This window comes from uncultured Eubacterium sp., from assembly GCF_934295145.1.
GTDB lineage: Bacteria > Bacillota > Clostridia > Lachnospirales > Lachnospiraceae > Eubacterium_I.
Window position 1 is genome coordinate 13879 of sequence record NZ_CAKRAS010000028.1, and the last position, 26256, is coordinate 40134.

28 protein-coding genes and 1 pseudogene are annotated in these 26256 nt (G+C 43.4%); 25 read left to right on the forward strand and 4 right to left on the reverse strand.

Going from position 1 to position 26256, the window contains the following annotated elements; genetic code table 11:
* Positions 1 to 11: 11 nt before the first annotated feature.
* The 15 genes from Q0I54_RS07320 (at position 12) to Q0I54_RS07390 (ending at position 14786) form a co-directional block, all read left to right on the forward strand.
* Positions 12 to 944, forward strand: a complete 933-nt coding sequence (locus Q0I54_RS07320; RefSeq protein WP_296117623.1) for a phage capsid protein — start codon at positions 12 to 14, stop codon at positions 942 to 944.
* A 9-nt stretch (positions 945 to 953) separates the two neighbouring features.
* Positions 954 to 1316 carry a hypothetical protein gene (locus tag Q0I54_RS07325; protein WP_296117624.1) on the forward strand — a complete coding sequence of 121 codons (363 nt, stop codon included), beginning with the start codon at positions 954 to 956 and terminating at the stop codon, positions 1314 to 1316.
* Complete coding sequence (locus tag Q0I54_RS07330; protein ID WP_296117625.1) at positions 1316 to 1657, forward strand: hypothetical protein; 342 nt, start codon at positions 1316 to 1318, stop codon at positions 1655 to 1657. The genes Q0I54_RS07325 and Q0I54_RS07330 overlap by 1 nt, the downstream gene beginning before the upstream one ends.
* Positions 1657 to 2043, forward strand: coding sequence for a hypothetical protein (locus Q0I54_RS07335; RefSeq protein WP_296117626.1), 387 nt, complete (start codon positions 1657 to 1659; stop codon positions 2041 to 2043). The genes Q0I54_RS07330 and Q0I54_RS07335 overlap by 1 nt, the downstream gene beginning before the upstream one ends.
* Positions 2040 to 2447, forward strand: a complete 408-nt coding sequence (locus tag Q0I54_RS07340; RefSeq protein WP_296117627.1) for a minor capsid protein — start codon at positions 2040 to 2042, stop codon at positions 2445 to 2447. Before Q0I54_RS07335 ends, Q0I54_RS07340 begins: the two co-directional genes overlap by 4 nt.
* On the forward strand, positions 2448 to 2894 hold the full coding sequence (locus Q0I54_RS07345) for a phage tail tube protein (RefSeq protein WP_296117628.1): 447 nt from the start codon (positions 2448 to 2450) through the stop codon (positions 2892 to 2894).
* A 15-nt stretch (positions 2895 to 2909) separates the two neighbouring features.
* Positions 2910 to 3233, forward strand: coding sequence for a hypothetical protein (locus tag Q0I54_RS07350; protein WP_296117629.1), 324 nt, complete (start codon positions 2910 to 2912; stop codon positions 3231 to 3233).
* 17 nt (positions 3234 to 3250) lie between these two features.
* Complete coding sequence (locus Q0I54_RS07355; protein ID WP_296117647.1) at positions 3251 to 3550, forward strand: Gp15 family bacteriophage protein; 300 nt, start codon at positions 3251 to 3253, stop codon at positions 3548 to 3550.
* Between the two features lie 181 nt (positions 3551 to 3731).
* Positions 3732 to 7142 carry a hypothetical protein gene (locus Q0I54_RS07360; RefSeq protein WP_296117630.1) on the forward strand — a complete coding sequence of 1137 codons (3411 nt, stop codon included), beginning with the start codon at positions 3732 to 3734 and terminating at the stop codon, positions 7140 to 7142.
* Between the two features lie 8 nt (positions 7143 to 7150).
* Positions 7151 to 7510 (forward strand): hypothetical protein, encoded by a 360-nt coding sequence (locus Q0I54_RS07365; RefSeq protein WP_296117631.1) that lies wholly within the window; start codon positions 7151 to 7153, stop codon positions 7508 to 7510.
* A gap of 117 nt (positions 7511 to 7627) precedes the next feature.
* The gene (locus tag Q0I54_RS07370) at positions 7628 to 12790 is read left to right on the forward strand and encodes a hypothetical protein (protein ID WP_296117632.1); all 5163 of its coding nucleotides are present in this window, start codon (positions 7628 to 7630) and stop codon (positions 12788 to 12790) included.
* Between the two features lie 16 nt (positions 12791 to 12806).
* On the forward strand, positions 12807 to 13100 hold the full coding sequence (locus Q0I54_RS07375) for a hypothetical protein (protein WP_296117633.1): 294 nt from the start codon (positions 12807 to 12809) through the stop codon (positions 13098 to 13100).
* Between the two features lie 70 nt (positions 13101 to 13170).
* Positions 13171 to 13539 carry a hypothetical protein gene (locus Q0I54_RS07380; protein WP_296117634.1) on the forward strand — a complete coding sequence of 123 codons (369 nt, stop codon included), beginning with the start codon at positions 13171 to 13173 and terminating at the stop codon, positions 13537 to 13539.
* Positions 13540 to 13544: 5 nt separating this feature from the next.
* Positions 13545 to 13820, forward strand: a complete 276-nt coding sequence (locus tag Q0I54_RS07385; RefSeq protein WP_296117635.1) for a phage holin family protein — start codon at positions 13545 to 13547, stop codon at positions 13818 to 13820.
* Positions 13821 to 14786: an N-acetylmuramoyl-L-alanine amidase gene (locus Q0I54_RS07390; protein ID WP_296117636.1), complete on the forward strand. Its 966-nt coding sequence runs from the start codon at positions 13821 to 13823 to the stop codon at positions 14784 to 14786.
* A 58-nt stretch (positions 14787 to 14844) separates the two neighbouring features.
* On the opposite strand, the pseudogene Q0I54_RS07395 reads toward Q0I54_RS07390, so the two are convergent.
* The 3 genes and pseudogenes from Q0I54_RS07395 to Q0I54_RS07405 form a co-directional block, all read right to left on the reverse strand.
* Positions 14845 to 15051, reverse strand: a pseudogene (locus Q0I54_RS07395) (manganese catalase family protein); the annotation flags it as partial.
* Position 15052: 1 nt separating this feature from the next.
* Complete coding sequence (locus Q0I54_RS07400; protein ID WP_296117637.1) at positions 15053 to 15322, reverse strand: spore coat protein CotJB; 270 nt, start codon at positions 15320 to 15322, stop codon at positions 15053 to 15055.
* A complete protein-coding gene (locus tag Q0I54_RS07405) occupies positions 15306 to 15527 on the reverse strand; it encodes a spore coat associated protein CotJA (protein ID WP_294898618.1) in 222 nt (73 codons plus the stop codon). Before Q0I54_RS07405 ends, Q0I54_RS07400 begins: the two co-directional genes overlap by 17 nt.
* 185 nt (positions 15528 to 15712) lie before the next feature.
* Between Q0I54_RS07405 and Q0I54_RS07410 the strand changes: the two genes are divergently transcribed.
* A complete protein-coding gene (locus tag Q0I54_RS07410; RefSeq protein WP_296117638.1) occupies positions 15713 to 17215 on the forward strand; it encodes a 4Fe-4S dicluster domain-containing protein in 1503 nt (500 codons plus the stop codon).
* 3 nt (positions 17216 to 17218) lie between these two features.
* Positions 17219 to 19057 carry an ATP-dependent helicase gene (locus tag Q0I54_RS07415; protein ID WP_296117639.1) on the forward strand — a complete coding sequence of 613 codons (1839 nt, stop codon included), beginning with the start codon at positions 17219 to 17221 and terminating at the stop codon, positions 19055 to 19057.
* Positions 19058 to 19207: 150 nt separating this feature from the next.
* On the opposite strand, the gene Q0I54_RS07420 is transcribed toward Q0I54_RS07415, so the two are convergent.
* Entirely contained in the window at positions 19208 to 19513 is a 306-nt protein-coding gene (locus tag Q0I54_RS07420; RefSeq protein ID WP_296117640.1) for a DUF1292 domain-containing protein, read from the reverse strand.
* Positions 19514 to 19710: 197 nt separating this feature from the next.
* Between Q0I54_RS07420 and acpP the strand changes: the two genes are divergently transcribed.
* The 8 genes from acpP to accC all read left to right on the forward strand — a co-directional run.
* Positions 19711 to 19944, forward strand: a complete 234-nt coding sequence (gene acpP / locus Q0I54_RS07425; protein WP_022035367.1) for an acyl carrier protein — start codon at positions 19711 to 19713, stop codon at positions 19942 to 19944.
* A gap of 6 nt (positions 19945 to 19950) precedes the next feature.
* Complete coding sequence (fabK, locus tag Q0I54_RS07430) at positions 19951 to 20874, forward strand: enoyl-[acyl-carrier-protein] reductase FabK (RefSeq protein WP_296117641.1); 924 nt, start codon at positions 19951 to 19953, stop codon at positions 20872 to 20874.
* Between the two features lie 87 nt (positions 20875 to 20961).
* Positions 20962 to 21888: an ACP S-malonyltransferase gene (fabD, locus tag Q0I54_RS07435; RefSeq protein ID WP_296117642.1), complete on the forward strand. Its 927-nt coding sequence runs from the start codon at positions 20962 to 20964 to the stop codon at positions 21886 to 21888.
* A gap of 14 nt (positions 21889 to 21902) precedes the next feature.
* Positions 21903 to 22652 carry a 3-oxoacyl-[acyl-carrier-protein] reductase gene (fabG, locus tag Q0I54_RS07440; RefSeq protein ID WP_296117643.1) on the forward strand — a complete coding sequence of 250 codons (750 nt, stop codon included), beginning with the start codon at positions 21903 to 21905 and terminating at the stop codon, positions 22650 to 22652.
* 116 nt (positions 22653 to 22768) lie between these two features.
* Positions 22769 to 24004, forward strand: a complete 1236-nt coding sequence (gene fabF, locus Q0I54_RS07445; protein WP_296117644.1) for a beta-ketoacyl-ACP synthase II — start codon at positions 22769 to 22771, stop codon at positions 24002 to 24004.
* A gap of 88 nt (positions 24005 to 24092) precedes the next feature.
* Positions 24093 to 24557, forward strand: coding sequence for an acetyl-CoA carboxylase biotin carboxyl carrier protein (gene accB, locus Q0I54_RS07450; protein ID WP_296117645.1), 465 nt, complete (start codon positions 24093 to 24095; stop codon positions 24555 to 24557).
* A 10-nt stretch (positions 24558 to 24567) separates the two neighbouring features.
* Positions 24568 to 24996 (forward strand): 3-hydroxyacyl-ACP dehydratase FabZ, encoded by a 429-nt coding sequence (fabZ, locus tag Q0I54_RS07455; RefSeq protein WP_109216890.1) that lies wholly within the window; start codon positions 24568 to 24570, stop codon positions 24994 to 24996.
* 10 nt (positions 24997 to 25006) lie between these two features.
* Positions 25007 to 26256 (forward strand): acetyl-CoA carboxylase biotin carboxylase subunit (gene accC / locus Q0I54_RS07460; RefSeq protein ID WP_296117646.1); only part of this gene is annotated, 1250 nt, incomplete at its 3' end.

Sequence of the window (26256 nt, forward strand, 5' to 3'; positions counted from 1 at the left end):
GGTAAAATTATATGGCACTTAATTATGCAGAAACTTATTCAGGTGAATTATTGGAGATCCTGATGCAGGGAGCACTGACATCCCCATTTATTACAAGTAATGTTCGCTGGCTGGATGCTAAGACATTCCATTTCACCCAGATGAGCACAAGCGGTTACAAAAACCATAAAAGAAACGGTGGCTGGAACCGTGGCAGCTATGCGCAGACAGATGTTCCGTACACGGTAACCCATGACCGTGATGTGGAGTTCCTGGTAGATAAAGCAGAAGTTGACGAAACGAACAAAACTGCATCTATCCAGAATATCTCAAGCATCTTCGAAAAGACACAGGCAACACCGGAAACAGATGCATTGTTCTTTTCCAAAGTTGCAGCGGCAGCGAAAAAAGTGGATGGTTATCATTCCGAGACTGCCGCAACGGAATATACAGTCGAGAACACATTTAGCAAGTTGAAAAAAATCTTATCTGCTGGAAAACTGAGAAGATACAAAGCAAATGGTACCCTGATCATGTATGTTACATCTGCAATTATGGATAATCTGGAAGCTTCGAAAGAGTTTACCAGAAAAATCGAGATGACTCAGATCGCAGAGGGTGGTCTTGGAATTGAGACCAGAGTAACAGACATCGATGGTGTTCCGATCATGGAAGTTATCGATGACGAAAGATTCTATGATGAATTTAACTGGGAGCCGGAAAATGGTGGATTTGAGCCAAAAACTGGTGCACATAAGATCAATGTACTGGTAGCCTGTGGCCAGACCTGTAAAACAGTACCGAAGATCTCCAGCATCTATTTCTTTGATCCGGGCCTACATACAGAGGGTGATGGATATCTGTACCAGAACAGATCCCTGTCTGATACATTCGTATTCCCAAATGGAAGAGATGGCAAAATAGATTCTGTGTATGTAGACGTAGATACTACTGCAGTAGTCTAGGAGCACGAGATGCTTGCGGTATATTATGAGTGTCAGGAGGGGGACAATCTCTCTCCTGATGCCGTACTCACAGCCAGCAGACATATTGATTTCCTGACATTTAACCGGATCGTGGATAGAGGATACGAAAATCTAACACCATTCCAAAAAGAGATCATTTCACAGGTATGTAAAAAACAGGCTGTTTTTGAAGAAGAAAACAAAGATATGCTTGAGAGTATCCTGTCATCGTACAGCATCAATGGTGTATCGATGGGGATTGATCAGAACGGATGGAACGTATTTGTACAGAATGGAGTTGTTATGCAGCGTTCTACTTACGAACTGTTGAAGCAGACCGGATTGTGTAGCAGATCACTGGGGGTGAAGTGATGAAATATCCAAAATTAGTTCCGGAAAGCATGTGCAAGACACCATGCAGCGTAACCATTTACGGTGAGGGCATCAGCGAAGATGGAGCACCGGAGGTATTGCTGGAAACAGATACATTAAAATGCAATTATCAGGACAAGGCAAAAACAATCATGACAAAAGAGCAGAAGTTGGTGCAGATTACCGGCTCTGCTTATTTTTGCGGAGATATTGCACCGAATGTCCCGGTGATCAGTTCCGGTGAGTTCACTGTGTTTGGAGTAAAACGTCAGATCCAGCAGGGAACCAAAGCCAGAAACCCGGATGGAACTGTGAATTACACATTGTTGGAGGTGGTCTGATGGCACAGGTAAGTTCCAGAGTAAAGATTAACCAGGCAGCCATAAAACGGCTAAATCAGGCAGCTATCCGCGCATTAGAGCAGACTGCGGAGTGGATTCACACGGAAGTTGTACAGGCACAGGTGATGCCAAGAGATACCGGAACGATGCAGAATGAAAGTACGTTTGTGGATTATTCACACTCTTCTGAAGGAAAAGTCTCTCTGGTAACGGCAACACCTTACGCAAGACGCTGGTATTTTAATCCGGAAGGGGTTCACTTCCACACAGATAAGAATCCGAATGCAAAGGATCACTGGCTGACAGACTGGACAGACGGTGGAGCAAAATCCGATCGGGTAAGAGAAGTATTTGCAGAATCATACAGGAGGAATGCAGGAACATGATCACGTTGGCAAACATCAGAGATTGGATCAAGTCCTTAGATATAGGAGAAAACCTCTATATCGGGAAGCTGGACAATAAAAAAGATAAATCTGTCGGTATTTACCAGCGTGAGGGATACGGCGGCGTAAATATGGCTATCGGCGGCATCGACGCTACCAAGACAGCTGTAAAAAGCATATCTATCCTGATTCACTGGAATAAAAATGCGAATGAGACAGAACAGGCGGCGCAGAGTCTGTATGATAAATTACTGCGCATAAAAGATGTAACCATAAACGATCACCATATCGATTACTTATACCTTGCAGTGCCGGAACCGGTGGACATCGGAACGGATGACAAGGGCGTATATGAAAGAGTGATATGGATTGATTTATATTATCAGAGAAAGGAAGAGAACTAGATGAGTGAAAAAACAGGCGTATATCCATGTTATGAAAATCAGTTTCAGATCAATACTGCCGCAAAAGACAGTACAGCGGCATACAAAACTATTGCCGATTGCGAAACATTCAGTTTGTCTTTTGACAATGGTGTAGAGGAATGGACTCCGTTTGAGACAGAAGGATGGACACGCAGATTAATGACATCTAAAAGTGTAACAGTTGCCGTTACTGCCAAGAGAAATGTGGGCGATGAAGGCAATGATAAGATCAGTTCTTATACATTTTTAAATGGCAGAGATGCAGAGGGCGATTTCAAATGGACATTCCCGGATGGCTCTTCCGTAGAATTTAAAAATGCCATCATCAGCGTTACAAACAATGGATCCGGTGATTCTACCGGTGTAGCTCCACTGGAATTTGAAGTTATGAGTAACGGCAAGCCGACCTACACACCAGCAGCATAAGAAGGGAGATAAGTCATGGGAAGAATTATTGATATCACATCAAAACTGGGATTCGATGAGAATCCGAAACTGAAAATCAAAGATGAGGAACTGGAACTGAATGCAGATGCAGAGTCTGTATTAAAAATCATGGGGTATATGGGTGCAGGAGATTCTATCACTATGCAGGACATCGAAGATGCATTTCAGATTGTATTTACTCCAGAATCATATAAAAAGCTTAAAGAAATGAACCTGAACTTCCAGGATTACCAGACGGTATTCCAGATTGCAGTGGATGTGGTCACTGGAGATGAAGAAGATACTGAGGGAAACGCTCAGACCCCGGATACGATCTGATCGAAGATTTTGGACTGATCGTAGCCAGCTTTCAGGAACAGTACGGCATCCGGTTAAGGACGGAAGCTGCCAACATGCCATGGGATGAATTTGTGGACTTGGCAGCGGGACTCCGGCCGGACACCGCCCTTGGACGTATCGTACAGATTCGTACAGAGACGGATGAGGAAATGTTAAAGCACTATACTCCGGAAATGCGAAAGATCCGGAACGATTGGCAACGGAAAGCGGCAAAGGGGAAAACAGAAAAAGAAACACAAGACTTTATCACTTCCATGCAGGAAGTATTTAAACGAATGGCAGGTGTTAGAAATTGAAAAAGTAAAATGCCCGTATTGTGGCAAAGAACAGAAAGTACATTACGCTCCGGATGCAAAATGCCGGGGCGTTTTTGTGCGTTGCAGTGGAAGACACTGCAAGCGAATATTTGAAATTAAAATAAATCAGGACAAGTAGTGCCTTGTGTCGATGTCCGAATCTGTAAAGGAGGGAGACATAGTGGCACTTGAGGCGGGCGCAATTGCTCTTGAGTTAAAATTAGATAGTGGCAAGCTATTTGCAGGAATAAACAGTTCCTGCAATAAAGTAAAAGCAAAATTTGAGCAAAGTTTTTCAGCAGCTGGTCAAGCAGCCGAAAAGGCAACGGATAGTGCGGTTAAGGCTGTAAAAACAGGAAACGAGAAGATTGATAAAATTCTTGCTGATACAGAAAAATCTGCAAAAGCAAAAGCGGCAAGTATTGCTTATATCTATAAAACGGAAGGCTACTCTCAGAGTGATGCTTTTAAAAAGGCATGGAGTCACATCGAAAGATCCAGTAGCAGCGGAGCTGACAATGTAAAGAAATCTATCCGAAAAATATCTGATCAGTCTAAAAAAACATCACAGGGATTAAAGAATGATTTATCAGGTGCTTTCTCCAATACACTAAAAGGACTTGCGGGTAAGTTGGCTGGCGCATTCGCAATCAAGTCTTTGGTTCAGTTTGGAAAGAAGTGCATCGACTTAGGTTCTGACCTTGCTGAGGTTCAGAACGTAGTAGATGTTACGTTCCCACGCATGACAAAGACCATAGATACATTCGCTACCAGCGCAGCAGCCAAGTTTGGTCTGTCCGAAACTATGGCGAAGAAATTCACTGGTACCTTCGGATCTATGGTGGAAGCGTTTGGTTTCAGTGAAAAGCAGGCTGCAGATATGGCAACCACGCTGACCGGTTTAGCAGGCGATGTAGCATCGTTTTACAACATCAGTCAGGACGAAGCCTATACCAAGCTGAAATCCGTATTCTCTGGCGAAACAGAGACTCTAAAAGACCTTGGTATAGTAATGACGCAGTCAGCGCTGGATGCGTATGCATTGGCGAATGGTTATGGAAAAGTCACGTCCAAGATGACAGAGGCTGAGAAAGTGTCGTTGCGTTATGCGTTTGTACAGTCGCAGCTGACGAATGCAGCAGGAGACTTTGCAAGGACATCTGATTCTTGGGCGAACCAGGTTAGATTGTTATCATTACAGTTTGATTCCCTGAGAGCATCCATTGGCCAAGGACTGATCAACGTATTCACACCGGTAATCAAATGGTTGAATGTATTGATGGCGAAGCTGGCGCAGGCTGCAAAAGCGTTTGCGTCCTTTACATCATTATTTACCAAAAAGAAGAGTTCCGGGGCGGGAGCGGCGGCAAGTGCCGTAGCAAGTAACATTTCGAAAGCAGCAACTTCTGCATCCAATCTTGGAACTTCTGCTGGCAAGTCATCTTCCGGGCTTTCCAAAGCGGCAAAGGCAGCCAAAAAATTAAAACGTGAACTGGCAGGATTTGACCAGATCACAAAACTTGGCGATGAAGATTCTGATACTGACACGGGAAGTTCTGGTGATACAGGTGGCGGCTCCGGTGGAATTGGCGGCGGAGTTGGAGATACAGGCCTTGAAAGCGGACTCCCGGGAGCAGATGAAGCAAGCAAAGATACCATCAAACTTAAGGTCAATTTTGATAATCTGAAGAAGTCTGTAGATAATCTGAAACAGTCATTTGGAAAATTTGCAGATGTAGTCAAAGGTGGTCTTAAGTGGGCGTGGGATAACGTACTAAAACCGCTTGGAAAATGGACCATTGAGAAGCTTGCGCCAAAACTGATTGATGTCTTAAGTGCAGCGTTTGACGTACTCACAGCAGCATTGAAAGCCCTGCAGCCGTATGCAAAGTGGATATGGGATCATTTTCTAAAGAAGATAGCAAAATTCGCCGGGGATGCGATTATCAAATTCTTAGAAGCGTTTGCGAAAGCTCTTGAAAAAGTGGCTGGTTGGATAGAGAAACATCCGAAAGCGTTTGATACGATTGTTACCGGAATTTTAGGCATAATGGCTGCCATTAAGGTTGGAAAAAAGGTTAGCGATTTTGCAAAACATTTAAATACATTTATAGATGTTTTCAAAAAGGTAAAAGGTGCAAAAGATGTCGCAGAATTAAGCAAAGGAATAGGCGGATTTGGTACAAAATTACTTAAATCCAAAGGAACGCTGAAAGACTTTGGTGGCTGGTTCAAAAATGCAATGTCTGGTTTTAAATTGCATAAAAAAGGCATTATTTCTTTCAAGACATTGTTTAGTGGTCTCTTCCCTAATATTTCAAAAACACTTGGTAGCATTGGCGGAGTATTCAAAAAGTTCGGTGGAAAAGTCGGCACGTTTGGAAAAACCATTGTAAAAGCATTTCTGAAAGCTGGAAAAGCTATTGGTGGACTGATTGCAGCCAATCCGGTTCTGTTCGCTGTAATTGCAGCAATTGCAGCAGCTATTGCAATTGGTATTCTTCTGTATAAGAACTGGGACAAAATAAAGAAGAAATTGCAGCCATTGCTTGATGCTTTTAAGAAATTTGGGAAAGCAATCAAGGATGCATTCAAGGGAATCCCGGATTTCTTTAAAAAAATTTTTGGAAAAGCAAAAGAGAATATCAAAAAGAAATTCGATAAGATTGGCGATTACTTTAAAAAGCGTTATGAGGATACCAAGAAAGCTTTTAAAGAAATAAAGGTAAAAGTATCCGCTTGGTTCACTGACAAGAAACAGAAACTGAAAGATAAGTGGACGAAGCTTACTTCTGATATCAAAGAAAAAACAGCTGAGATGAAAGCTGCGATTAAGCAGAAATGGAGCGATCTGAAACAGAAGTGGACAGCAATCGTTAGTAATATCAAAGAAAAGACTGCTGAGATGAAAGCTGCGATTAAGCAGAAATGGGCTGACTTATCATCAAAATGGCACGCAATCATTGATAATATCAAAGAAAAGACCGCTGAGATGAAAGCCCAGATTAAACAAAGATGGGCGAATTTGTCGGAAAGTTGGCACGGAATTGTTGATAATATCAAAGAAAAAACAGCCGAGATGAAAGCGAAGGTTGCTTCCAGATGGAACGACCTGAAAGGCCAGTGGAACTCTTTGCTAAGTAATTTCAAGGGAAAAACTTGTGATATTGCTCTGAAATTTTCAGCTGCAGCTAAAGATCTAAAAGATTGGATTAACACGAATGTTATCGATCGGGTTAACAGTAAATTTAAAAAAGTTCCAATCCTTAAAAATCATCTCATTCCACACTTGGCACAAGGTGGTTACGTCAAAGCAAATACACCACAGCTTGCCCTGATCGGTGATAACAGGCACCAGGGCGAGGTTGTTGCTCCGGAAAATAAGATGATTGAAATGGCAAGAAAGGCAGCAGAGTTATCTGGTGGTGGCGGTGCAGATGCCGAGATAGTCAGCCTGTTACGTCAGATTCTTGCATTACTGAAATCCCTGGATTTGGTAGCAACGATTGATGGAAATTCTTTGAAGCAGCTTATCGTGAAACTGATCAATGATCATACCCGGGCAACCGGAATGTGCGAGATAGAATTTTAGGAGGGGAAATGGGACTGATTATTAAAGCAAATGGTGTGACACTTCCGTCTCCAGTGTCTATCAGCACCACAGACGAAATCTTATGGTCGAGCAATACCGGAAGATCTACTTCTTCCGGTAAAATGCTTGGAGATGTAATTGCAGAAAAGGAAACTTTCTCAATCCAATGGGGAGTTATGTCAAAAGCTGATCAGAAGAAAATAAAGCAGAATCTGAAAAGCGGATTTCACATAGTGCAGTTTATTTTTGATGATGAGACAGTCAATTTGACTTCCTATCGAGGAACGATAACGTCAGAGCATCTTGGATATATCGGAGATGGAATTTATTATTACAAATCCGTGTCATGCGAGATCATAGAGCAGTAGGAGGAGAAAATGTTACAAGTATCAGATAATGTAAAAAAATACATAGAGAGCGATACCAGAACGTTTCGTGCCAGACTATTGCTCGATAGTAAAGAAATCAGCGGTGATATTCGTTCTTTGAGTATCAACAAAGGATCCTGTGGAAGCTCTGATTTTGCACCGGGTTCTGTGTTCAGTTCCTATATTGATGTAACACTGGACGGATGTAATCAGAAACTGGAAGGTAAAGAATTAACACTGCAGATTGGAACAGTTATGGGTAATTCTGCAGAATGGACAGCAATAGGTCTGTTTACAGTAGATAAACCATCTACATCGGCATATAGCACTTCATTCTCCGGATTGGGACGGATAAGTTCAAAAATGGGTGGGCTGTATAATTCGGCAATATCTTTTCCGGCAACGGTCAAAGCTGTACTGTCCGAGATTTCATCCGCTACAGGAGTTAAAATTGACACAGGAAGTTTGGATACATCTCTCGTGATCGAAACCAAACCATCCGGATATATGTACCGTGAAATGCTGGCATTCATTGCCGGCTTTTATTTTGGCTATGCCACAGAAGCTGCAGATGGATCCGTAATCATCCGTCAGTATCAGAAAACTGCAACAGCATCAACAAATGGAGATAAGACAACAGAGCTTCCGACATTCCAGGATTTGGATGCGGTTGTAACCGGCGTAAAGGTTGTGGTTGGAACAGAAACGGACAGTGAGGGCAACAGTCAGGATAAGTTCTATTCAAAAGGAACAGTCAATGTGGCTGTTTCCAATCCGATTATGACACAGGCAATCTTTAACAAGTATGCGGATTCATTTATCGGATTTCAGTATCGTCCGGCAACCGTAAATGTTACCACCGGAGACTTCCGGCTGGAAGCAACAGATACATTAAGTGTGACGGATGTAAAAGGTGTGGAACATATCGTGCCGTGTATGGCTGTGACACATACTTTTGATGGTGGAATACAGACTGCAATTACTGCACCGGCAATTAAAGACACCGGGGAGAGTGCTCAGTCATTCAGAGGACCATTAAGCCAGGCAGTCTCAGTAATGCAGGCGCAGTTACTGATTGTAGAAAGCATCGCGGCAAAAGCATTGACTGTAGATAAGGCGGATATTAAGTATGCACAAATCGAAGATCTTAATGCCGTAAAAGGAAACATTGAGACTTTGGTAGCAGATAATGCCACCATCAACAGCAAACTGACTGCCAATGAAGCATCTATCAACAGTTTAGTAGCCAAAGACGCAGAGATTGATGGAAAACTGACTGCACAGGATGCAAGCATCAAGAAGCTGGATACAGAAAAACTCAGCGTGGAAAATGCCAATCTGACCTATGCGACCATCGAAAGCCTTAATGCCACCGATGCAAAAATCACTAACATCAGCGGAGATTATGCATCATTCAAAGATACCACCACAGAAACGTTAAAAGCGCAGACCGCAGATATCGTAGATCTGAAAGCCAACAAGCTGAGTGTCACGGATGCAGATCTCCGCTATGCCAACATCGATTTTACCAATATCGGCAAGGCTGCCATGGAGTACTTCTATGCACAGTCCGGTCTGATCAAGGATGTTACGGTTGGAGATCAGACAATTACCGGTGAGTTGGTTGGCGTTACCATCAAAGGAAACTTAATCGAGGGTGAAACGATAACAGCTGACAAATTGGTAGTCAAAGGTGAAGATGGTCTGTATTATAAGCTGAACATCAATGCACTTGGAGAAACCACGGTAAAAGCTGACGAGAAGTATCAAAATGGATTAGACGGTTCTGTCCTTATCAAGAAGTCAATCGTGGCCGAGAAGATCAGCGTAAAAGACCTGGTAGCCTTTGGTGCAACTATCGGTGGAGTGAACATTGCAGACAGTTCCATTTATTCGGGGGTGAAATCCTCAGTCAATAACACCACCAGAGGATTCTACCTTGGAAAAGACGGACAGGCAGCATTTGGTGATTCGAGCAATTATCTGAAATATTTCCAGGACACAGATGGTACATGGAAACTGGCAATTGCTGCGGACAGTGTAAGTCTGAGATCCGGAACGAATATTGGAGATGCAATTGAGAATATCCAGGGTGATGTGGATGGACTGAAAGAGAGCGGTGGATTTAATTGGAATTTGTTTATTGAGACCGATTATAAGAAGGGCACGTTCACACAAGGAAATGAAGATGGAAAAGCTGGTTGGTGGAACACGTCTACGTTGGGTCAATGTTTAAATACTGATGATGTTGGCGAACCAGCATTACGGTTACCACTTGCAGATTGGTATCTTGGTCAATACGCTCAAGTGGAGAAAGGGAAACAGTATACAATTTCATGTGATGTAAAATTAGACCCCGATGCTACTGTCGAAACTTTTTCGTATTTTCAGCTAAATACAGACATTCTGGACATTACATCATATAGATTTGGTGTAGATATTACAAAACAGTGGAAACATATGGTGCTTACCTATACCTGTAAAGCATCTGGATTCGAACGTTTTCATTTACGAGGCACAACAGGGTCTACTGGAGTTGGTAATTATTTCTGGATTAAGAATCTCAAATTTGAGAAAGGCTCCGTTGCAACTGCATGGACTCCAGCTGAATCGGAGATTTATGGTAAAGATGGAGCTCAGGGACCAGCTGGAAAAGATGGTACGGGATTTAGTTGGAATTTATTACGAAAATCGCAAGAGATATTTTTAAATGGTTCAGATTATCCAAATAATTCGACTCGTGAGAAGGGGAAGATTACTGTTTTATCATCTGGAGTTGCTTTTAACGCTTACACATGGGTAGAAGATAACATGGTAGTTCCACCTGCCGACATTGCAAAAGATGCTGGAAGCATTTATACCTTTAGTGCAGATATAAAAACAACAAATTTTGATGGGTCTTTTGTTGTATATTTTGCATTGGATTTAAGAATCAATTTCCAAACTAAGTTATCCAAACTGGTTGTTATTCCATCGAATAAAAACGGAGAGTGGCAGCGACTTTCTGGAACTTTGACGATACCTGATAATTTATATACAGCTGGTAATTGGAAATCGTTAGTAAGTATTTCAACAAACGGTGATGTTAAAGCTAAAGCAGGTGTAACATTTGAATATCGAAATCTAAAATTAGAGAAAAATTCTATTTCAACAGACTGGTCGCCTGCTGAGGAAGACATATACGGTAGTTCATTAATAACATTGGTAACCAATTATTCGTATCCACAAGCGGACATTAACATATACGGAAAGTCTGGATATAGTGGGACTTGGACTGTTACTAGCTCGTTGACGGTTAAAGTCGGTGATACTGTACTTCTTAGAGTTACTAACACCACCAAAAATGGATATTCATATATCATTGCTACTGTGACAGCAATCCCGAGCACAACATCAGTTACTTGTGTTAGCACGGGATTATTAGATAAAGGTGATACCGGAGAAACAGGTGCACAGGGTCCAACCGGACCACAAGGACAAAAAGGCGAGACTGGCGCAACCGGACCACAGGGACAAAAAGGCGAGACTGGAGCAACAGGCGCTACGGGTCCTAAAGGAGACACAGGTGATCAGGGGTATAGCGTAGTGGCAAGTGTATCCCGAACTGCATTTACAGAATCACAGTGGAATACTTATGGAACAACCGGGCATGTAGAAAACTGGGGGTCAACTTCTAGTATTAGAAACGGTTGCCGTGTGGGCGACATTTTCACGGTAGTCGGGACTGCAACAGACACAGGAAATTCACATACGTTATGGTATCGTTCTACAACTGCTTCTGGAGATCTATATGGCACATGCATCAATCATGCAATATCAAAGGCGGGTTCAAAAGGTGATAAGGGCGATAAAGGGGACAAAGGCGATGCTACAAATTACTGGAAACATGAAGGTGTTTTAGATCTTCGGGCATCCACTTATGATGTGAATAAATGGTATCCTTTTGTTGCAAATTACAGCTTGGATGCCGGATTTACTGAACATATCCGTGTTTGGTACGCATTGGAAGGTAATGCCGTTCCGTCATGGAGCCAACATTCTGCCGGTTATACTGTAAACTTTGAAATTGACATGAATGGTTCTGGATGGGGGACTGCTGATTATGTCAGCGTGTCAAAAGTGGTGCATGACGATTATCGTTTTTGTGACGTTTCACCCGTATCCTGTACACAATGTATTTATAATTCTTGTCCGATACTATGGCTCAGAGGTGGCGGACTTTATCGTTGGCAATCTACAGGCGCTCAAACTGCATGGACAGGCTATACCACGATAACCAATATCTACAGTACACAATACCCCTGGTACGTAGAACCGGTATCCTCACGCCCAACACCAGAGGGTATGAATTACCAGTCTGAGATTTATCAGAACAGAAATAACATAACTCTGAAAGTGTCGAAGAATGATGTGCTTAACCAACTCAACTCCGAACTGACTGTTTCTGAAAATGTCATCAAACTCACTACGGGACATTTCCTAGTCAATGCAACCAATCTGACAATCACATCGGATGGCACGCTGACTGCCGCTAACGGATATTTCAAAGGTAAGATAGAAGCTACAAGCGGATATTTTGGAACGTACGATCCGCCGACTGGCAGTGATGATGCGTGGAATCCATCATACTGGCTTTCTGCGGATAATGGAATTATAGCAATGCAAGCTCATTCCATAAGAAATACTGGTAATGTCGGTTGTTCGTCAGATAGTACCACAATGAGTTCATATTCTAGTGGCGGTGGGCATTCTTCGGTACAGTGCGCCGCAGGAAACTTAAACTTAAGCGCTTCAGAGAGTCTTGCGCTCAATGGTACAGATTGGGACTCTTTGGTGTATCGCCAAGCTGGTTACGACTGGTCAACATTTAACACCGCCAACACTACTGACACTTGGATTCCGGTAATGAACGGTTCAAAAGTAAATCATCGAGTATTACCAACGGATGTGGCAGATACAACAGACGGTGGTTGCTTCCAGAAAAGAAATAAAATTGTTACAGTAAATGGCTGGGGAGTTGGAGCATCATCCATTATATTTAACCTGCCATCTGCATGGCGACCAGTTAAGGGAAATGGTGTGTTCAGTGGATTTTGTTATAATATAAGCAATCATGCTTTTTATCCAGTCACCGGTAATTTTGACACAAATGGGGTCCCATCAGTATACGCTATTTCGACATGGAACAGTGCCTATAATAACTATGCTATTTACAACTCTGGCACAGACAGACGTTCCAATTTCCAGTTATATGTAACAGGTTCGTGGTTGGCGAACTAAATGAAAGGAGAAAACAATGATTCAGACACAGGATTTACAGCTTTTATACAATACAATGAAAGACATTGAGACGAAAGGGGAGAGCACAAAGGTGATGGCAGATTGTCTCAGATTTATTGAGAACAAAATCAAAGAATCACAGCAGGAGCCAGTAGCACCGCCAGCTCCACCAATGCCAATGCCTGCACCGGAGCCAGTACCAATGCCGGAGCCGGTTCCAAAACCAAGAAAAAAACGTAAATCAGAACCGGTTGACATGCCATCAGAGCCAGTAGTGAATGTAGTAGAGCCGGATCAGACAGCAGAATAAAGATAATCAGAGTCGACACATCGGTGCCGGCTCTTTTTATAAACTTTTTGGAAGGAAGTGGTTAAAAGACGTGAACGATTTACTACTGCAGACATACCTTATAGCACTACCAATCATATTAACGGCATTGATGGGTTATATCGTGTGGCTCCTGCAGGAACAAAGAAAACAAAAGAAAGCCGATGCCATTGAGCGAAATGAGCGCATCGAGGTGGAACGGAAACAGCGGGAAGCCAACAGCCATGGAACAATGCTGCTCCTGCGAGTCCAGCTGATTGAATATCATGATAAATACATGCAGCTGGGAGAAATACCATCATATGCTTACGAAAATTTCAACGAGATGTACGATGCGTATCATAAATTAGGTGGGAATGGCATGGTGACAAAAATGAAACAGGAAATCGAAGAATTGCATTTGAAAAAGAAAGGACAGTAAAAAAAATGACAGATTTAGGATTTTTAGCAGACTTTATGATTCCGGTAATTGTAGGAATCTGTCTGTGCGTAGGCTATGTGATCAAGAAATGGGTGAAAGATGTGGACAACAAATATATTCCGACCGTGTGTGCGCTGCTTGGTGTGGTACTGGCTGTCTGGATGAATAGCTGGAATGTTTCGCCATCCGTTATTTTAAGTGGATTATTCAGCGGTCTGGCATCCACTGGTTTGCATCAGTTATTCAAACAGTATATCGAAAAGAAAGAAGGTAGCAAATAAATGGCAGCAATTAGCATTCATGCCGGACACAACCCGGCGGGAAAAGTAGCCTGCGGAGCCACAGGTCTGCTCGATGAGTCCAAAGAAAACCGTCTGATTGCGGCAGAGATGATCAACATCATGCGCAACTATGGATGGACCGTCTACAACGATACCGTAGACAATGGCAGCAGTCAGGATGATGTATTGAACAAAATCGTGGCAAAATGTAACTCTCACAGTGTATCATTTGTATTTTCCATCCACTTAAACTCCGGCCGGAACGATTACCCGGGAGATGGTCGTATTGGCGGTTTTGAAGTGTGGGTAAATGCTATGAATAAAGGAAAACCAGAGATGGCAGAGCGGATCCGTGCCAATATGAGCAAACTTGGATTCACAGACCGTGGTACCAAAATTTCCAAAAACCTCAAAGTCCTCAATAAAACCAATGCGCCAGCACTGTTACTGGAAATCTGCTTTGTGGATGACCGGGACGATTACAATCTGTACCAGAAAGTTGGCTACAAGGCGATTGCCAAGGCAGTGGCTTATGCCATCATGAATAAATCTCTGGAAGAAATTCCGGCAAACCTCAATGGCCGTGTCGCTGACGAGAGAGCAGCAGACGGAAACTGGTACTATTATGAGAATGGCCAGATTGCATCAAACGTCACCACCGTAGCACAGAATAAAAACGGCTGGTGGTATGTCCGCAACGGCAAGGTAGACTTCACCTACACCGGTATTGCCAAGAACCAGAATGGATGGTGGCGCATCGTCAACGGAAAGGTTGATTTCAACTGCAACAGCGTAGAAAGTAACGAGAACGGCTGGTGGAAGCTGAAAGACGGAATGGTAGATTTCAGCTACAACGGTCTGGCTGCCAATAAGAACGGCGTGTGGTATGTGAAGAATGGTAAAGTTGACTTTGATTATTCCGGAAATGTCACTGCCAGAGTTGAAAAAGGGCGGGTAATCGTGTAATATAATCATATAAAAGTTTCCAAAACCTTCTTATTATATGTAGTAGTCACTTCCATCTTATTTGAGCAAATTCTTCAGTTCCAATATCTGTTAACAATCCAGCAACTTCTCGGTAAGGCATTGCATATCTTTGAGACAGGTATCTCATAGATGCGGAGAGTTCTCCATCTGGTCCGCCAAACTGGGAGATGATAATCTTTGCAATCGCTGGATTAGATTTCGTGATACAAACCGGATACTGTAATCTTTTTTCATAATTCCACATATTAATAGTACCCCCTTTCCCATGGCCACGGTGACACGGCCCACTGCCAATAATTTTGCCTTTGTTCTCCGGTCTGGGTAAGGGGACCGAATTTTGTTTCATATTCTGTCACAAGATGGTTGTATTTGTGTTTCATATGCTGAAAATAATCCAGCGCATCAGGATCCTTCGGATGGGTATCCAGAAAGAGGGTAATATCGCTGATGGCAAAGCCGTACTGGTAAATGGCATTCATCAGCCGTTGTTTTTCTACATTACATGCAGCGTTCACGGCACATTCCTCCTTTTCCGGTAAATGGTTTATCTAATTCGGCAAAAATAGTACCGACCTGGAGGGCTCGGTCCAGATCATACAGATTCCGGAACTGCTGCCAGGGAACATAGGCCATGGCGATAGTCTGGTTCTCACAATCGGGACGTTTAAAATCCGTCATATACGGACGATCAGAGTTCATAGAATTGCAATTACAGTTCAAAATATGATGTCCTTTCCTATTCTAAGGTTTGTTTTATCATATGAAAAGGCGGGGGATAGTGTGCAAATGGTAACTGATTGTTTTTTGTTAAGTACCCTGGGTATTTCCTATTGACCGTGTATGGGGTTAGGATTTAAACTATTGGCAGGGATAGGAGAGATCATAGGAAAGGGTGATTAGTTTTTATGAGAGGATTACACACACAGGTTTCGGATTTAAGAAAAGATGTTTTTGTTGAGGTCGCGCGTATTGCGTATGAATCTGAAAATATCAATGATGACTTGGAGGCAATTCCATACAAGTTATCTCCGGATGAAAATCCACGTTTCAGAGATAGTGTTTACAGAGAGCGTGCAGTAAGTTCCGAACGTACCAGACTGGCACTTGGATTATCTCTTCGACCACAGAATAAACCAGTTCATATTACCAGCGGCCTGGATGAAGCTACCGTGGATGAGATGTATTATGAACCACCTTTGATGCAGGTGATTCCGTCTGCATGTAACGCATGTGAAGATAACGTATATGAAGTAAGTAACCTTTGTCGTGGATGTCTGGCACATTCCTGCATGGAGGTCTGTCCGCGGGATGCGATCACACATGTGGATGGGCAGGCACATATTGACGAGTCAAAATGTATCAAATGTGGAAAATGTAAAAGTGCTTGTCCGTATGATGCGATCGGTAAAAAGGTACGGCCTTGTTCCGTTGCCTGTGGTGTCAAAGCTATTGAATCGGATGAATATGGAAGAGCTGTCATTAATCAGGAAAAATGTTTATCCTGCGGTATGTGCATGGTAAGCTGTCCGTTTGGTGCTATCGCAGATAAGTCCCAGATTTTCCAGCTGATCCGTTGTATGAAAAATGGCGGAGAAGTTGTTGCAGAGATCGCGCCGGCTTATGCAGGACAGTTTGGCAAAGAAGCGACACCGGATAAGATATATGCGGCATTACTGAAATTAGGATTTTCACAGGTATATGAGGTAGCACTTGGTGCGGATATCGGAGCAGTGACTGAGGCACATGATTATGTGTACCATGTAAAAACAGGAGAGAAACCATTCCTTCTGACATCTTGCTGTCCGGCTTGGTCAATGCTGGCGAAAAAACAGTTTCCGGAGATGATTGGCAGTGTATCTAAGGAATTGACACCGATGGTTGCTACGGCGCGAAGCATTAAGAAAGAGCATCCGAATGCAAAAGTTGTATTTATCGGACCGTGTGCGGCAAAGAAACTGGAAGCTATGAGAAAAACCGTCCGCAGTGACGTGGATTTTGTTATTACATTTGAAGAATTGGATGCCATGTTTGAGGCGCGTGGTATTGATCCAAAGACGATTGAGAGTCAGGGACATCTGCATGATGCAACGGCAGCCGGTCGTGGTTATGCGGTAGCCGGTGGCGTATCGAAAGCCATTGAAAACTGCATTCATGAGTACTATCCGGATGTAGAGGTGCTGATTGAGCATGTGGAAGGTCTGGACGAGTGTAAAAAGGTACTGATGCTTGCAAAAGCCGGACGGAAGAACGGATACCTGATTGAAGGTATGGGTTGTCCGGGCGGATGTGTAGCCGGAGCAGGTACATTGATCCCGGTACCGGAGGCAAAGAAGGATGTACAGCAGATCGTTAAGGAATCTACGAAAAAACTGCCTCCGAAACAATTACGGGAGATAGAATTAAAATAATTTATGAAGATTGACACAAGTCAGATCAATGCGATCAGGCACAAAGATGGACCTGAGCTAGTGCTGGCGGGACCGGGGTCTGGAAAGACTCTGGTCATTACCCGCCGGGTACAGCACCTGATCGAACAATACCATATACCGCCATCCTCTATTCTGGTCATTACGTTTACAAAAGCGGCAGCCACGGAGATGCGGCAGCGGTTTGAAAAATTGATGGGCGGCAGGAGAGTACCGGTTTCTTTTGGTACGTTTCATGCGGTCTATTTTATGATTTTAAAACATGCCTACGGCTACACGGCAGATAATATTGTAAAAGAAGAGCAGCGTCTGCAGTTTATGAAAGAATATATTCACCGACTGCGTTTGGAATATGACGATGAGAATGAATTTGTTTCCAGTCTGCTCTCTGAAATCAGTCTGGTGAAAAACACATCGGTAAATCTGGCACATTACTATTCATCCTGCTGCGGACAGGATGTCTTTCGAAAAATATTCGAAGCTTATGAATCCTTTTTACATCAGAATCGGCTCATTGATTTTGATGACATGTTGGTATACTGCAAGGAACTGCTGGTGCAGCGCCCGGATATTCTGGCGGCCTGGCAGCGGAAATATCAGTATATTCTGATCGATGAGTTTCAGGATATCAATCAGATTCAGTATGACATTATACGAATGTTGGCGGCACCGCAGGACAATCTGTTTATTGTTGGTGATGATGACCAGTCCATTTATCGTTTCCGTGGAGCAAAACCGGAGATCATGCTGAATTTTACAAAGGATTATCCCAATGCCGGAAAAATAATACTGGATATAAATTATCGTTCCGGGGCGGAGATTGTTAAGCAGGCGGGAAATTTAATCTCATATAATGAAAAAAGATTTGAAAAACAGATTACACCAGCGGCAGAAAACGGGATCCCGTTGGTAAAGCAGGAATTTCAGACACAGCGGGAGCAAAATTTGTATGTGATACAGGAAATTTTGCGTTTGCACAAGGAAGGAATGGAGTATAAGGATATGGCAGTGCTGTTCCGCACCAATATGCAGCCACGTTTTCTGATGGAAATGATGCTGGATTACAGTATACCGTTTACGGCAAAAGACCGGATCCCGAATATTTACGATCACTGGATCACGCGGGATCTGTTTGCCTATATAGACATTGCCAGAGGTGATCGCAGCCGCAGCAGTTTCCTGAAGATCATGAACCGCCCGAAACGGTATCTTTCCAGAGAAAGTCTGCCTTACGAGGAAGTGGCTTTTGATGTGTGGGAAGAATTTTATGAGGATCAGGGATGGATGGTACAGCGCTTGGAAAAACTGCAGATGGATTTGAAAGTGATTGCGGGAATGCGACCGTTTTCTGCCATCAACTATATTCGCAAAGGTGTGGCATATGAAGATTACCTGCGGGAATATGCGGATGTGCGTCGGATCCCATTTGAAGATCTGACAGATGTGCTGGACGAATTACAGGAGAATGCCAGAGGATTTGATACCTTTGACGCCTGGTTTGCTCATATCGAACAGCTGCGGGAAGAATTAGAGGAACAAGCAAAAAATTACAAAGCGGCAGATGGCGTCAACTTAAGTACACTGCATTCATCCAAAGGTCTGGAATACGATACTGTATTTCTGGTGGACGTGAACGAAAAAGTTATGCCAAATAAAAAAGCAGTGCTGGAAGCAGATTTGGAAGAAGAACGCCGGATGTTTTACGTCGGGATGACGCGGGCGAAGAATCGGTTGTATTTGCTCTGGTCTCATCAGATCCGAAATAAAGACATGGATCCGTCCCGGTTCCTGATGGAGTGCGAGGCTGCCAGAGTCAAGCGATAGAAGAAATAAGATCGTAAAAGTAAAAGAAGCCAGAGTCAGATTTTTCTCAGCGCGCGATTTAGTGCGAGAGACAAATCTGACTCTGGTTTTTCATAGCCTATAAAATTTGCCACAAAAGAAGAATTTCATGACTTCCCGTTTTAGATGCAATTACATCTGTTCAAATTCTTCCTCATCCAGTAACTCATCAAACCGATCACTGACAGCATCAAACTCATCATCACTGTCAATATTTTCCAAAGACGGATTCCCCTCTTCATCCTCAAAGTAGCGGTAGAAGATCACTTCCTCATCATTATCAACCGGAACCAGTGCGATGTAATTCTGATTATCTACATCAAAGATGGTCAGAATCTGACATTCCAGCTGGGAACCGTCATCCAGATCCAAAGTAACAAACATTTCCTGTGGATCGAAGATTTCTTCTTCATTATTTGTGTTATTCGTATTGCTCATTTTAATTGCCCTCATCTTTTTTTTCTATCTATTCTCTATATAGGAATTTACCCCATAGGATAGTACAAGTATAAAAATTCAAAGAACAAAAGTCAATTCTTTTTCAAAATTTTTTGTTGACAAAGGAAAAGAAATCTAATATACTTTGAATATCAAAATATTTGAAATAAAAATTATTTGAAAGGAAGAATAAAACTATGTTAGAAAAAATGAAAGAGATGATCGCAGATCAGTTATCAGTAGATGAGGATAAAATTACACTGGAGTCCAACTTCAAAGATGATCTGGATGCAGATTCCTTAGATTTATTCGAGCTGGTTATGGCTCTGGAAGAGGAGTATGGTATCGAGATTCCGTCTGAGGAACTTGAGAGCCTTACAACAGTTGGCGCAATCATTGATTACCTGAAAGCACATGGTGTAGAGGAATAAATTTAAATGAAGACAAGAATTACAGAACTTTTTGGAATTGAATATCCGATCATTCAGGGCGGTATGGCCTGGGTAGCAGATTATCATCTGGCGGCAGCAGTTTCCAATGCGGGTGGTCTGGGACTGATCGGGGCGGCAAGTGCGCCGGGCGATGTAGTTCGCACACAGATCCGCGAAGCAAAGAAACTGACAGATAAGCCGTTTGGTGTAAATATTATGCTGCTGAGCCCATATGCAGAGGAAGTGGCGCATGTTGTTGTGGAGGAAGGCATCAAAGTTGTGACAACCGGTGCCGGAAACCCTGGCAAATACATGGAAATGTGGAAAGCTGCCGGAATCAAAGTTGTTCCGGTTGTCGCAAGTGTGGCACTGGCAAAGATGATGCAAAAAGCAGGCGCTGACGCAGTGGTTGCTGAGGGAACCGAGTCCGGTGGACATATCGGTGCTGCTACAACTATGACACTGGTTCCACAGGTCGTAGATGCAGTGGATATTCCGGTAATTGCAGCTGGTGGTATCGCAGATGGCAGAGGATTTGCAGCAGCAATGATGCTTGGTGCAGAAGCCGTACAGATTGGCACCAGATTCTGCGTGGCTACCGAGTGTATCTGTCATGAGAATTACAAACAGAAGATTATCAAAGCGAAAGACATTGACTCTGAAGTAACCGGCCGCAGCAACGGACATCCGATCCGCTGCCTGAGAAATCAGATGTCCAGAGAGTATCTGCGTCTGGAAAAAGAGGGTGCTGAATTTGAAGAGTTAGAGCGTCTGACCGTCGGATCTCTTCGAAATGCTGTCATTGATGGTGATGTTAAGAACGGAACTGTTATGGCAGGACAGATTGCAGGCCTGATCAAAGAAGAGCAGAGCTGTAAGGAAATTGTAGATGAAATTATGGAGCAGGCAGAAAAATTACTGCACCATTAATACGGAAAAGTTGATTCAGGAAGAACAGAACAAAAGCTGTTTTTCCTGAAAAACTGTTGAAATGATAAGCGAAAAGGAGCAAATGAAATGAAGAAAATAGCGTTTATTTTTCCCGGTCAGGGGTCACAGTACGTTGGCATGGGAAAAGATTTTTATGAGACTTTCCCATGTGCAAAAGAAATGATCGATCTGGCAGAAAAAGTAAGCGGTATCCCTATGAAAGAGCTTCTTTTTGAAGAAAATGAAAATATCAATATCACAAAATACACCCAGATTGCAATGCTTGCAGATGAACTGGCTATCTGGAGTGTGTTGCGTGAAAAAGGACTGGAATCTGTGGTAAATGCAGGTTTAAGTCTTGGTGAATACGCAGCTTTGGTTGCATCCGGAGTGATGACACCGGAAGATGCATTCCGCGTAGTTGCAAAACGTGGAGAATACATGCAGGAAGCGGTTCCGACAGGCGGAGCGATGACAGCTGTGCTTGGCGCTGATACCGCTATCATTGAAAAAATCTGCGAGGAAACGGAAGGTATCGTATCCATCGCAAACTACAACTGTCCGGGACAGATTGTAATCACAGGCGAGCAGCAGGCAGTAGATGCGGCAGCGGCAGCCTTAAAAGAAGCAGGTGCGAAACGGTGCACACCACTGAATGTCAGCGGCCCGTTCCATTCTGCCATGTTACTGCCGGCAGGAGAAAAACTTGCGGCAGAGTTAGAACAGGTAGAAATTCATGAAATTGCAGTTCCTTATATTACAAATGTAACTGCTGATTATGTGACAGACCCGTCACAGGTAAAGGAATTGCTGAAAAAACAGATTTCCTCATCCGTCCGCTGGCAGCAGAGCGTAGAGCGCATGATCGCAGACGGTGTAGAGGCATTCATTGAAATTGGACCCAAGAAATCCCTTTGTGGATTTATGAAACGTATAGATAAAACTGTTCCGGCTTATCACGTTGATAAGGTAACGGATCTTGACAATGTATTAAGTGAACTTTGCGAAGCTTAAGTACAGGAGGCAGTATGGAAAAATTATTAACACATAAAGTTGCGATCGTTACCGGTGCAAGCCGCGGAATCGGCAGACAGATTGCTATGACACTGGCACAGGAAGGTGCTTATGTCATTGTAAATTATAATGGATCAAAAGAAGCGGCAGAGGCAGTGGTTGAAACAATCACAGCAGCCGGCGGTCAGGCAGAGATCTGGCAGTGCAGTGTGGCAGATTTTGCGGCAGTGGAAGAGATGATCAAATCCATTTACAAGAAATTCGGTCACATTGATGTTCTGGTAAACAATGCCGGAATCACAAAAGATAATCTTTTGATGAAGATGAAAGAAGAAGAATTTGACGCAGTCATTGATACAAACCTGAAAGGAAGTTTCAATACCATGCGTCATGTAGCAAGATATATGCTGAAGCAGAGAAGCGGAAGCATCATCAATATTTCTTCCGTATCCGGAGTGCTTGGAAATCCGGGGCAGATGAACTACTGTGCTTCCAAAGCAGGTGTCATCGGTATGACAAAATCTATGGCAAGAGAGATCGCAAGTCGTGGCGTCCGCGTAAATGCCGTAGCACCTGGATTTATCGAGACAGAAATGATAGATCAGATGACTGATGCAGCGAAAGAGGCAGGAAAAGCGCAGATCCCGTTTGGACGTTATGGAAAAACAGAAGAGATCGCAAATGTTGTTGCGTTCCTGGCATCTGAAAAAGCCTCTTATATCACAGGTCAGGTGATCTGTGTGGACGGCGGCATGGCGATGTAAACATACAGCGGAATAATCCTTTCGCCACGTCATGTTTGCATGTAAGTGGAGAAAAGGATAAATGACAATGTATGTTTATCAAAGTGTATAGAAAATGTAAAAAAGGAGACACATAGATGAGACGAGTAGTAGTTACTGGAATGGGAACCGTCAATCCCATCGGTTTAAATGTAGAAGAATACTGGGAAGGTCTGAAAGCCGGAAAAACAGGTTTCGGAGAGATCACCTATTTTGATACCACAGATTTCAAGGTAAAAGTTGCGGCAGAAGTTAAAGGTTTTGTGGCAGCAGACCGTATGGATAAAAAAGCAGCAAGAAGAATGGAGCCGTTTGCGCAGTACGCAGTAGCAGCTGCAAAAGAGGCATTTGAAGATGCAGGTCTGGATATGGAAAAAGAAGATCCGTACCGTGTCGGCTGTGCTATTGGTTCCGGTGTCGGAAGCTTACAGTCCATCGAACGTGAACACAAAAAACTTCTGGAAAAAGGACCATCCAGAATCAATCCACTTCTGGTTCCGCTGATGATCACAAACATGGCAACCGGAAACGTAACCATTCAGCTTGGTTTAAAAGGAAAAAGTATCAACGTGGTAACAGCCTGCGCGACAGGTACACATTCCATTGGTGAGGCATTTCGTTCCATCCAGTACGGTGAGGCAGATGTAATGCTGGCAGGTGGTACCGAGAACGCTATTACTCCAATCGGTGTCGGTGGATTTACCGCACTGACCGCACTTTCCACTTCCAACAATCCAGAGCGTTGTTCCATTCCGTTTGACAAAGACCGTGACGGATTTGTTATTGGTGACGGAGCTGGCGTTGTTGTTCTGGAAGAGTTAGAGCATGCAAAAGCAAGAGGGGCAAAAATCTTTGCAGAAGTAGTTGGATACGGTGCAACCAGTGATGCATACCATATTACATCCCCGGCAGAAGACGGAGAAGGGGCAAAAAATGCGATGTTATTTGCCCTGAAAGACGCAAATGTAGCGCCGGAAGAGATCACATACATCAATGCACATGGAACAAGCACACATCACAACGATTTATTTGAGACAAGAGCCATCAAAGCGGCCTTTGGTGAGCATGCATATGATATCAAAGTAAACTCCACAAAATCCATGATCGGACATTTGCTAGGAGCAGCCGGAGCGGTTGAGTTTATCGCCTGCGTTCTTCAGATGAACAATGGTTATGTACATCAGACCGTGGGCCTGGAGCAGCCGGATGAAGAACTTGATCTGGATTATGTACAGGGACATGGCGTAGACATGGATTTTGAGTACGCCCTGACAAACTCTCTGGCTTTCGGCGGACACAACGCAAGTTTACTGATCAAAAAGTATACAGAGTAAGAAAACAGAATTCGGCGTTATGGGATTATTTATTGATGCAATATTAATAATATATCCCATATCTGCTGTATAGATGAAAGGAAAAACAATGGAAGTTAGCCAGTTAATCGAATTAATGAACGCTGTTTCCGAGGCAGGTCTGACAGATTTCTGTTATGAAGAAAATGGCGTTTCCGTAAAAATAAAAAAACATCCTGAGAAAAAGATTGTAGCGTCTGCACCAGTAGAAATGATTGCACCGGCAGCAGTTGCAGCACCGGCACAGATCCCGGAAGTAGCACTGAAAGCAGAAAATTCAGGCGTGGCAGAGGAGATTACCGGAAATACGGTAAAAAGTCCTCTTGTTGGAACGTTTTATTCTGCAAGTGCTCCGGACGCAGCACCGTATGTACAGGTGGGCGACACCGTAAAAAAAGGTCAGGTACTTGGAATCGTGGAAGCAATGAAGCTGATGAACGAGATTGAGTCTGAGTATGACGGAACCGTAAAAGCAATTCTGGTAAAAAATGGTGATCTGGTAGAGTTTGATCAGCCAATGTTTGTCATTGAGTAGGAGGTCTGGGATGTCAGTTTTAACAACAAAAGAAATCATGGAAATCATTCCGCATCGTCAGCCGTTTCTGCTGATCGATACGATTGAAGAATTAGAGCCTGGCAAACGCGCAGTAGGAAAAAAATGTGTCAGCTACAATGAACCGTATTTTGCAGGACATTTTCCGGCAGAACCGGTCATGCCTGGTGTACTGATTGTAGAAGCACTGGCACAGGTCGGTGCGGTAGCAATTCTTGGTTGTGATGAATTCAAAGGTAAAACAGCTTATTTCGGAGCTATCAATTCTGCAAAATTTAAACGTAAAGTTGTTCCGGGAGACGTTCTGATGCTGGAAACAACCATGATCAAGCAGAAAGGGCCGATCGGTGTGGCTTCCGCAAAAGCAACCGTAGACGGAAAAGTAGCGGTTATCGCAGAGTTGACTTTTGCTATCGGTTAGGAGAGAAAACATGTTTCAGAAAATATTAATTGCAAACAGAGGTGAGATTGCGGTGCGTATCATCCGCGCTTGCAGAGAACTTGGTATCACTTCTGTGGCAGTGTATTCAACTGCAGATAAAGATGCGCTGCATACCCAATTGGCGGACGAAGCCATCTGTATAGGAAAAGCAGCACCGGCAGACAGTTATCTGAATATGGAACGGATTTTGAGCGCAGCCATTGCATCCAAAGCAGAAGCCATCCATCCGGGATTTGGATTTTTGTCTGAAAATGCAAAATTCGCACAGATGTGCGAGCAGTGTCACATTGCATTTATCGGACCTTCTGCGGAAGTTATTCGCCGGATGGGAAACAAGCAGGAAGCAAGAAACACCATGATCAATGCGAAAGTTCCAGTTGTTCCGGGTACAAAAGAAGCAGTTTATACCGCAGATTATGGTTTAAAGCTGGCAGAGCAGATCGGTTTTCCGGTCATGATCAAGGCAGCCAGTGGTGGCGGTGGGAAAGGAATGCGTATTTCCCGCAGCGTGGAAGATTTTACAGAAAATTTTGAGGTGGCACAGACAGAATCCGTCAATGGTTTTGCGGATGACACCATGTACATTGAAAAATATATCGAGGATCCGCGCCATATTGAGTTCCAGATTCTGGCGGACAAATACGGAAATGTCATTTCTCTGGGCGAGCGTGATTGCTCGATTCAGCGTCGTCACCAGAAAATGGTAGAGGAATCTCCATCCGCAGCACTGGACGATAAACTCCGTGCCCAAATGGGTGAGGTGGCTGTCCGTGCAGCAAAGGCAGCAAAATATGAGAGTGCCGGAACCATCGAATTTTTATTAGATAAAAACAAAAAATTCTATTTTATGGAAATGAATACACGAATCCAGGTAGAGCATCCGGTGACAGAACTGGTAACAGGTCTGGATCTGATCAAAGAGCAGATTTTTATTGCAGCAGGAGAGAAGCTGCAGTGGAAACAGAAAGACATCCACATCACCGGTCATGCCATTGAGTGCCGTATCAATGCAGAAAATCCGGCAAAGAATTTTATGCCTTGTCCGGGAAAAATCGAGTATCTGCATTTGCCGGGAGGAAATGGTGTCCGTATCGATTCTGCAATTTACACCGGTTACACGATTCCGCCAAACTATGATTCCATGATCGCAAAGATTATTGTTTACGGAAAAGACAGACAGACAGCCATCGATAAAATGCGCAGTGCGTTGGGCGAAGTTAACATTGACGGAATTACCAC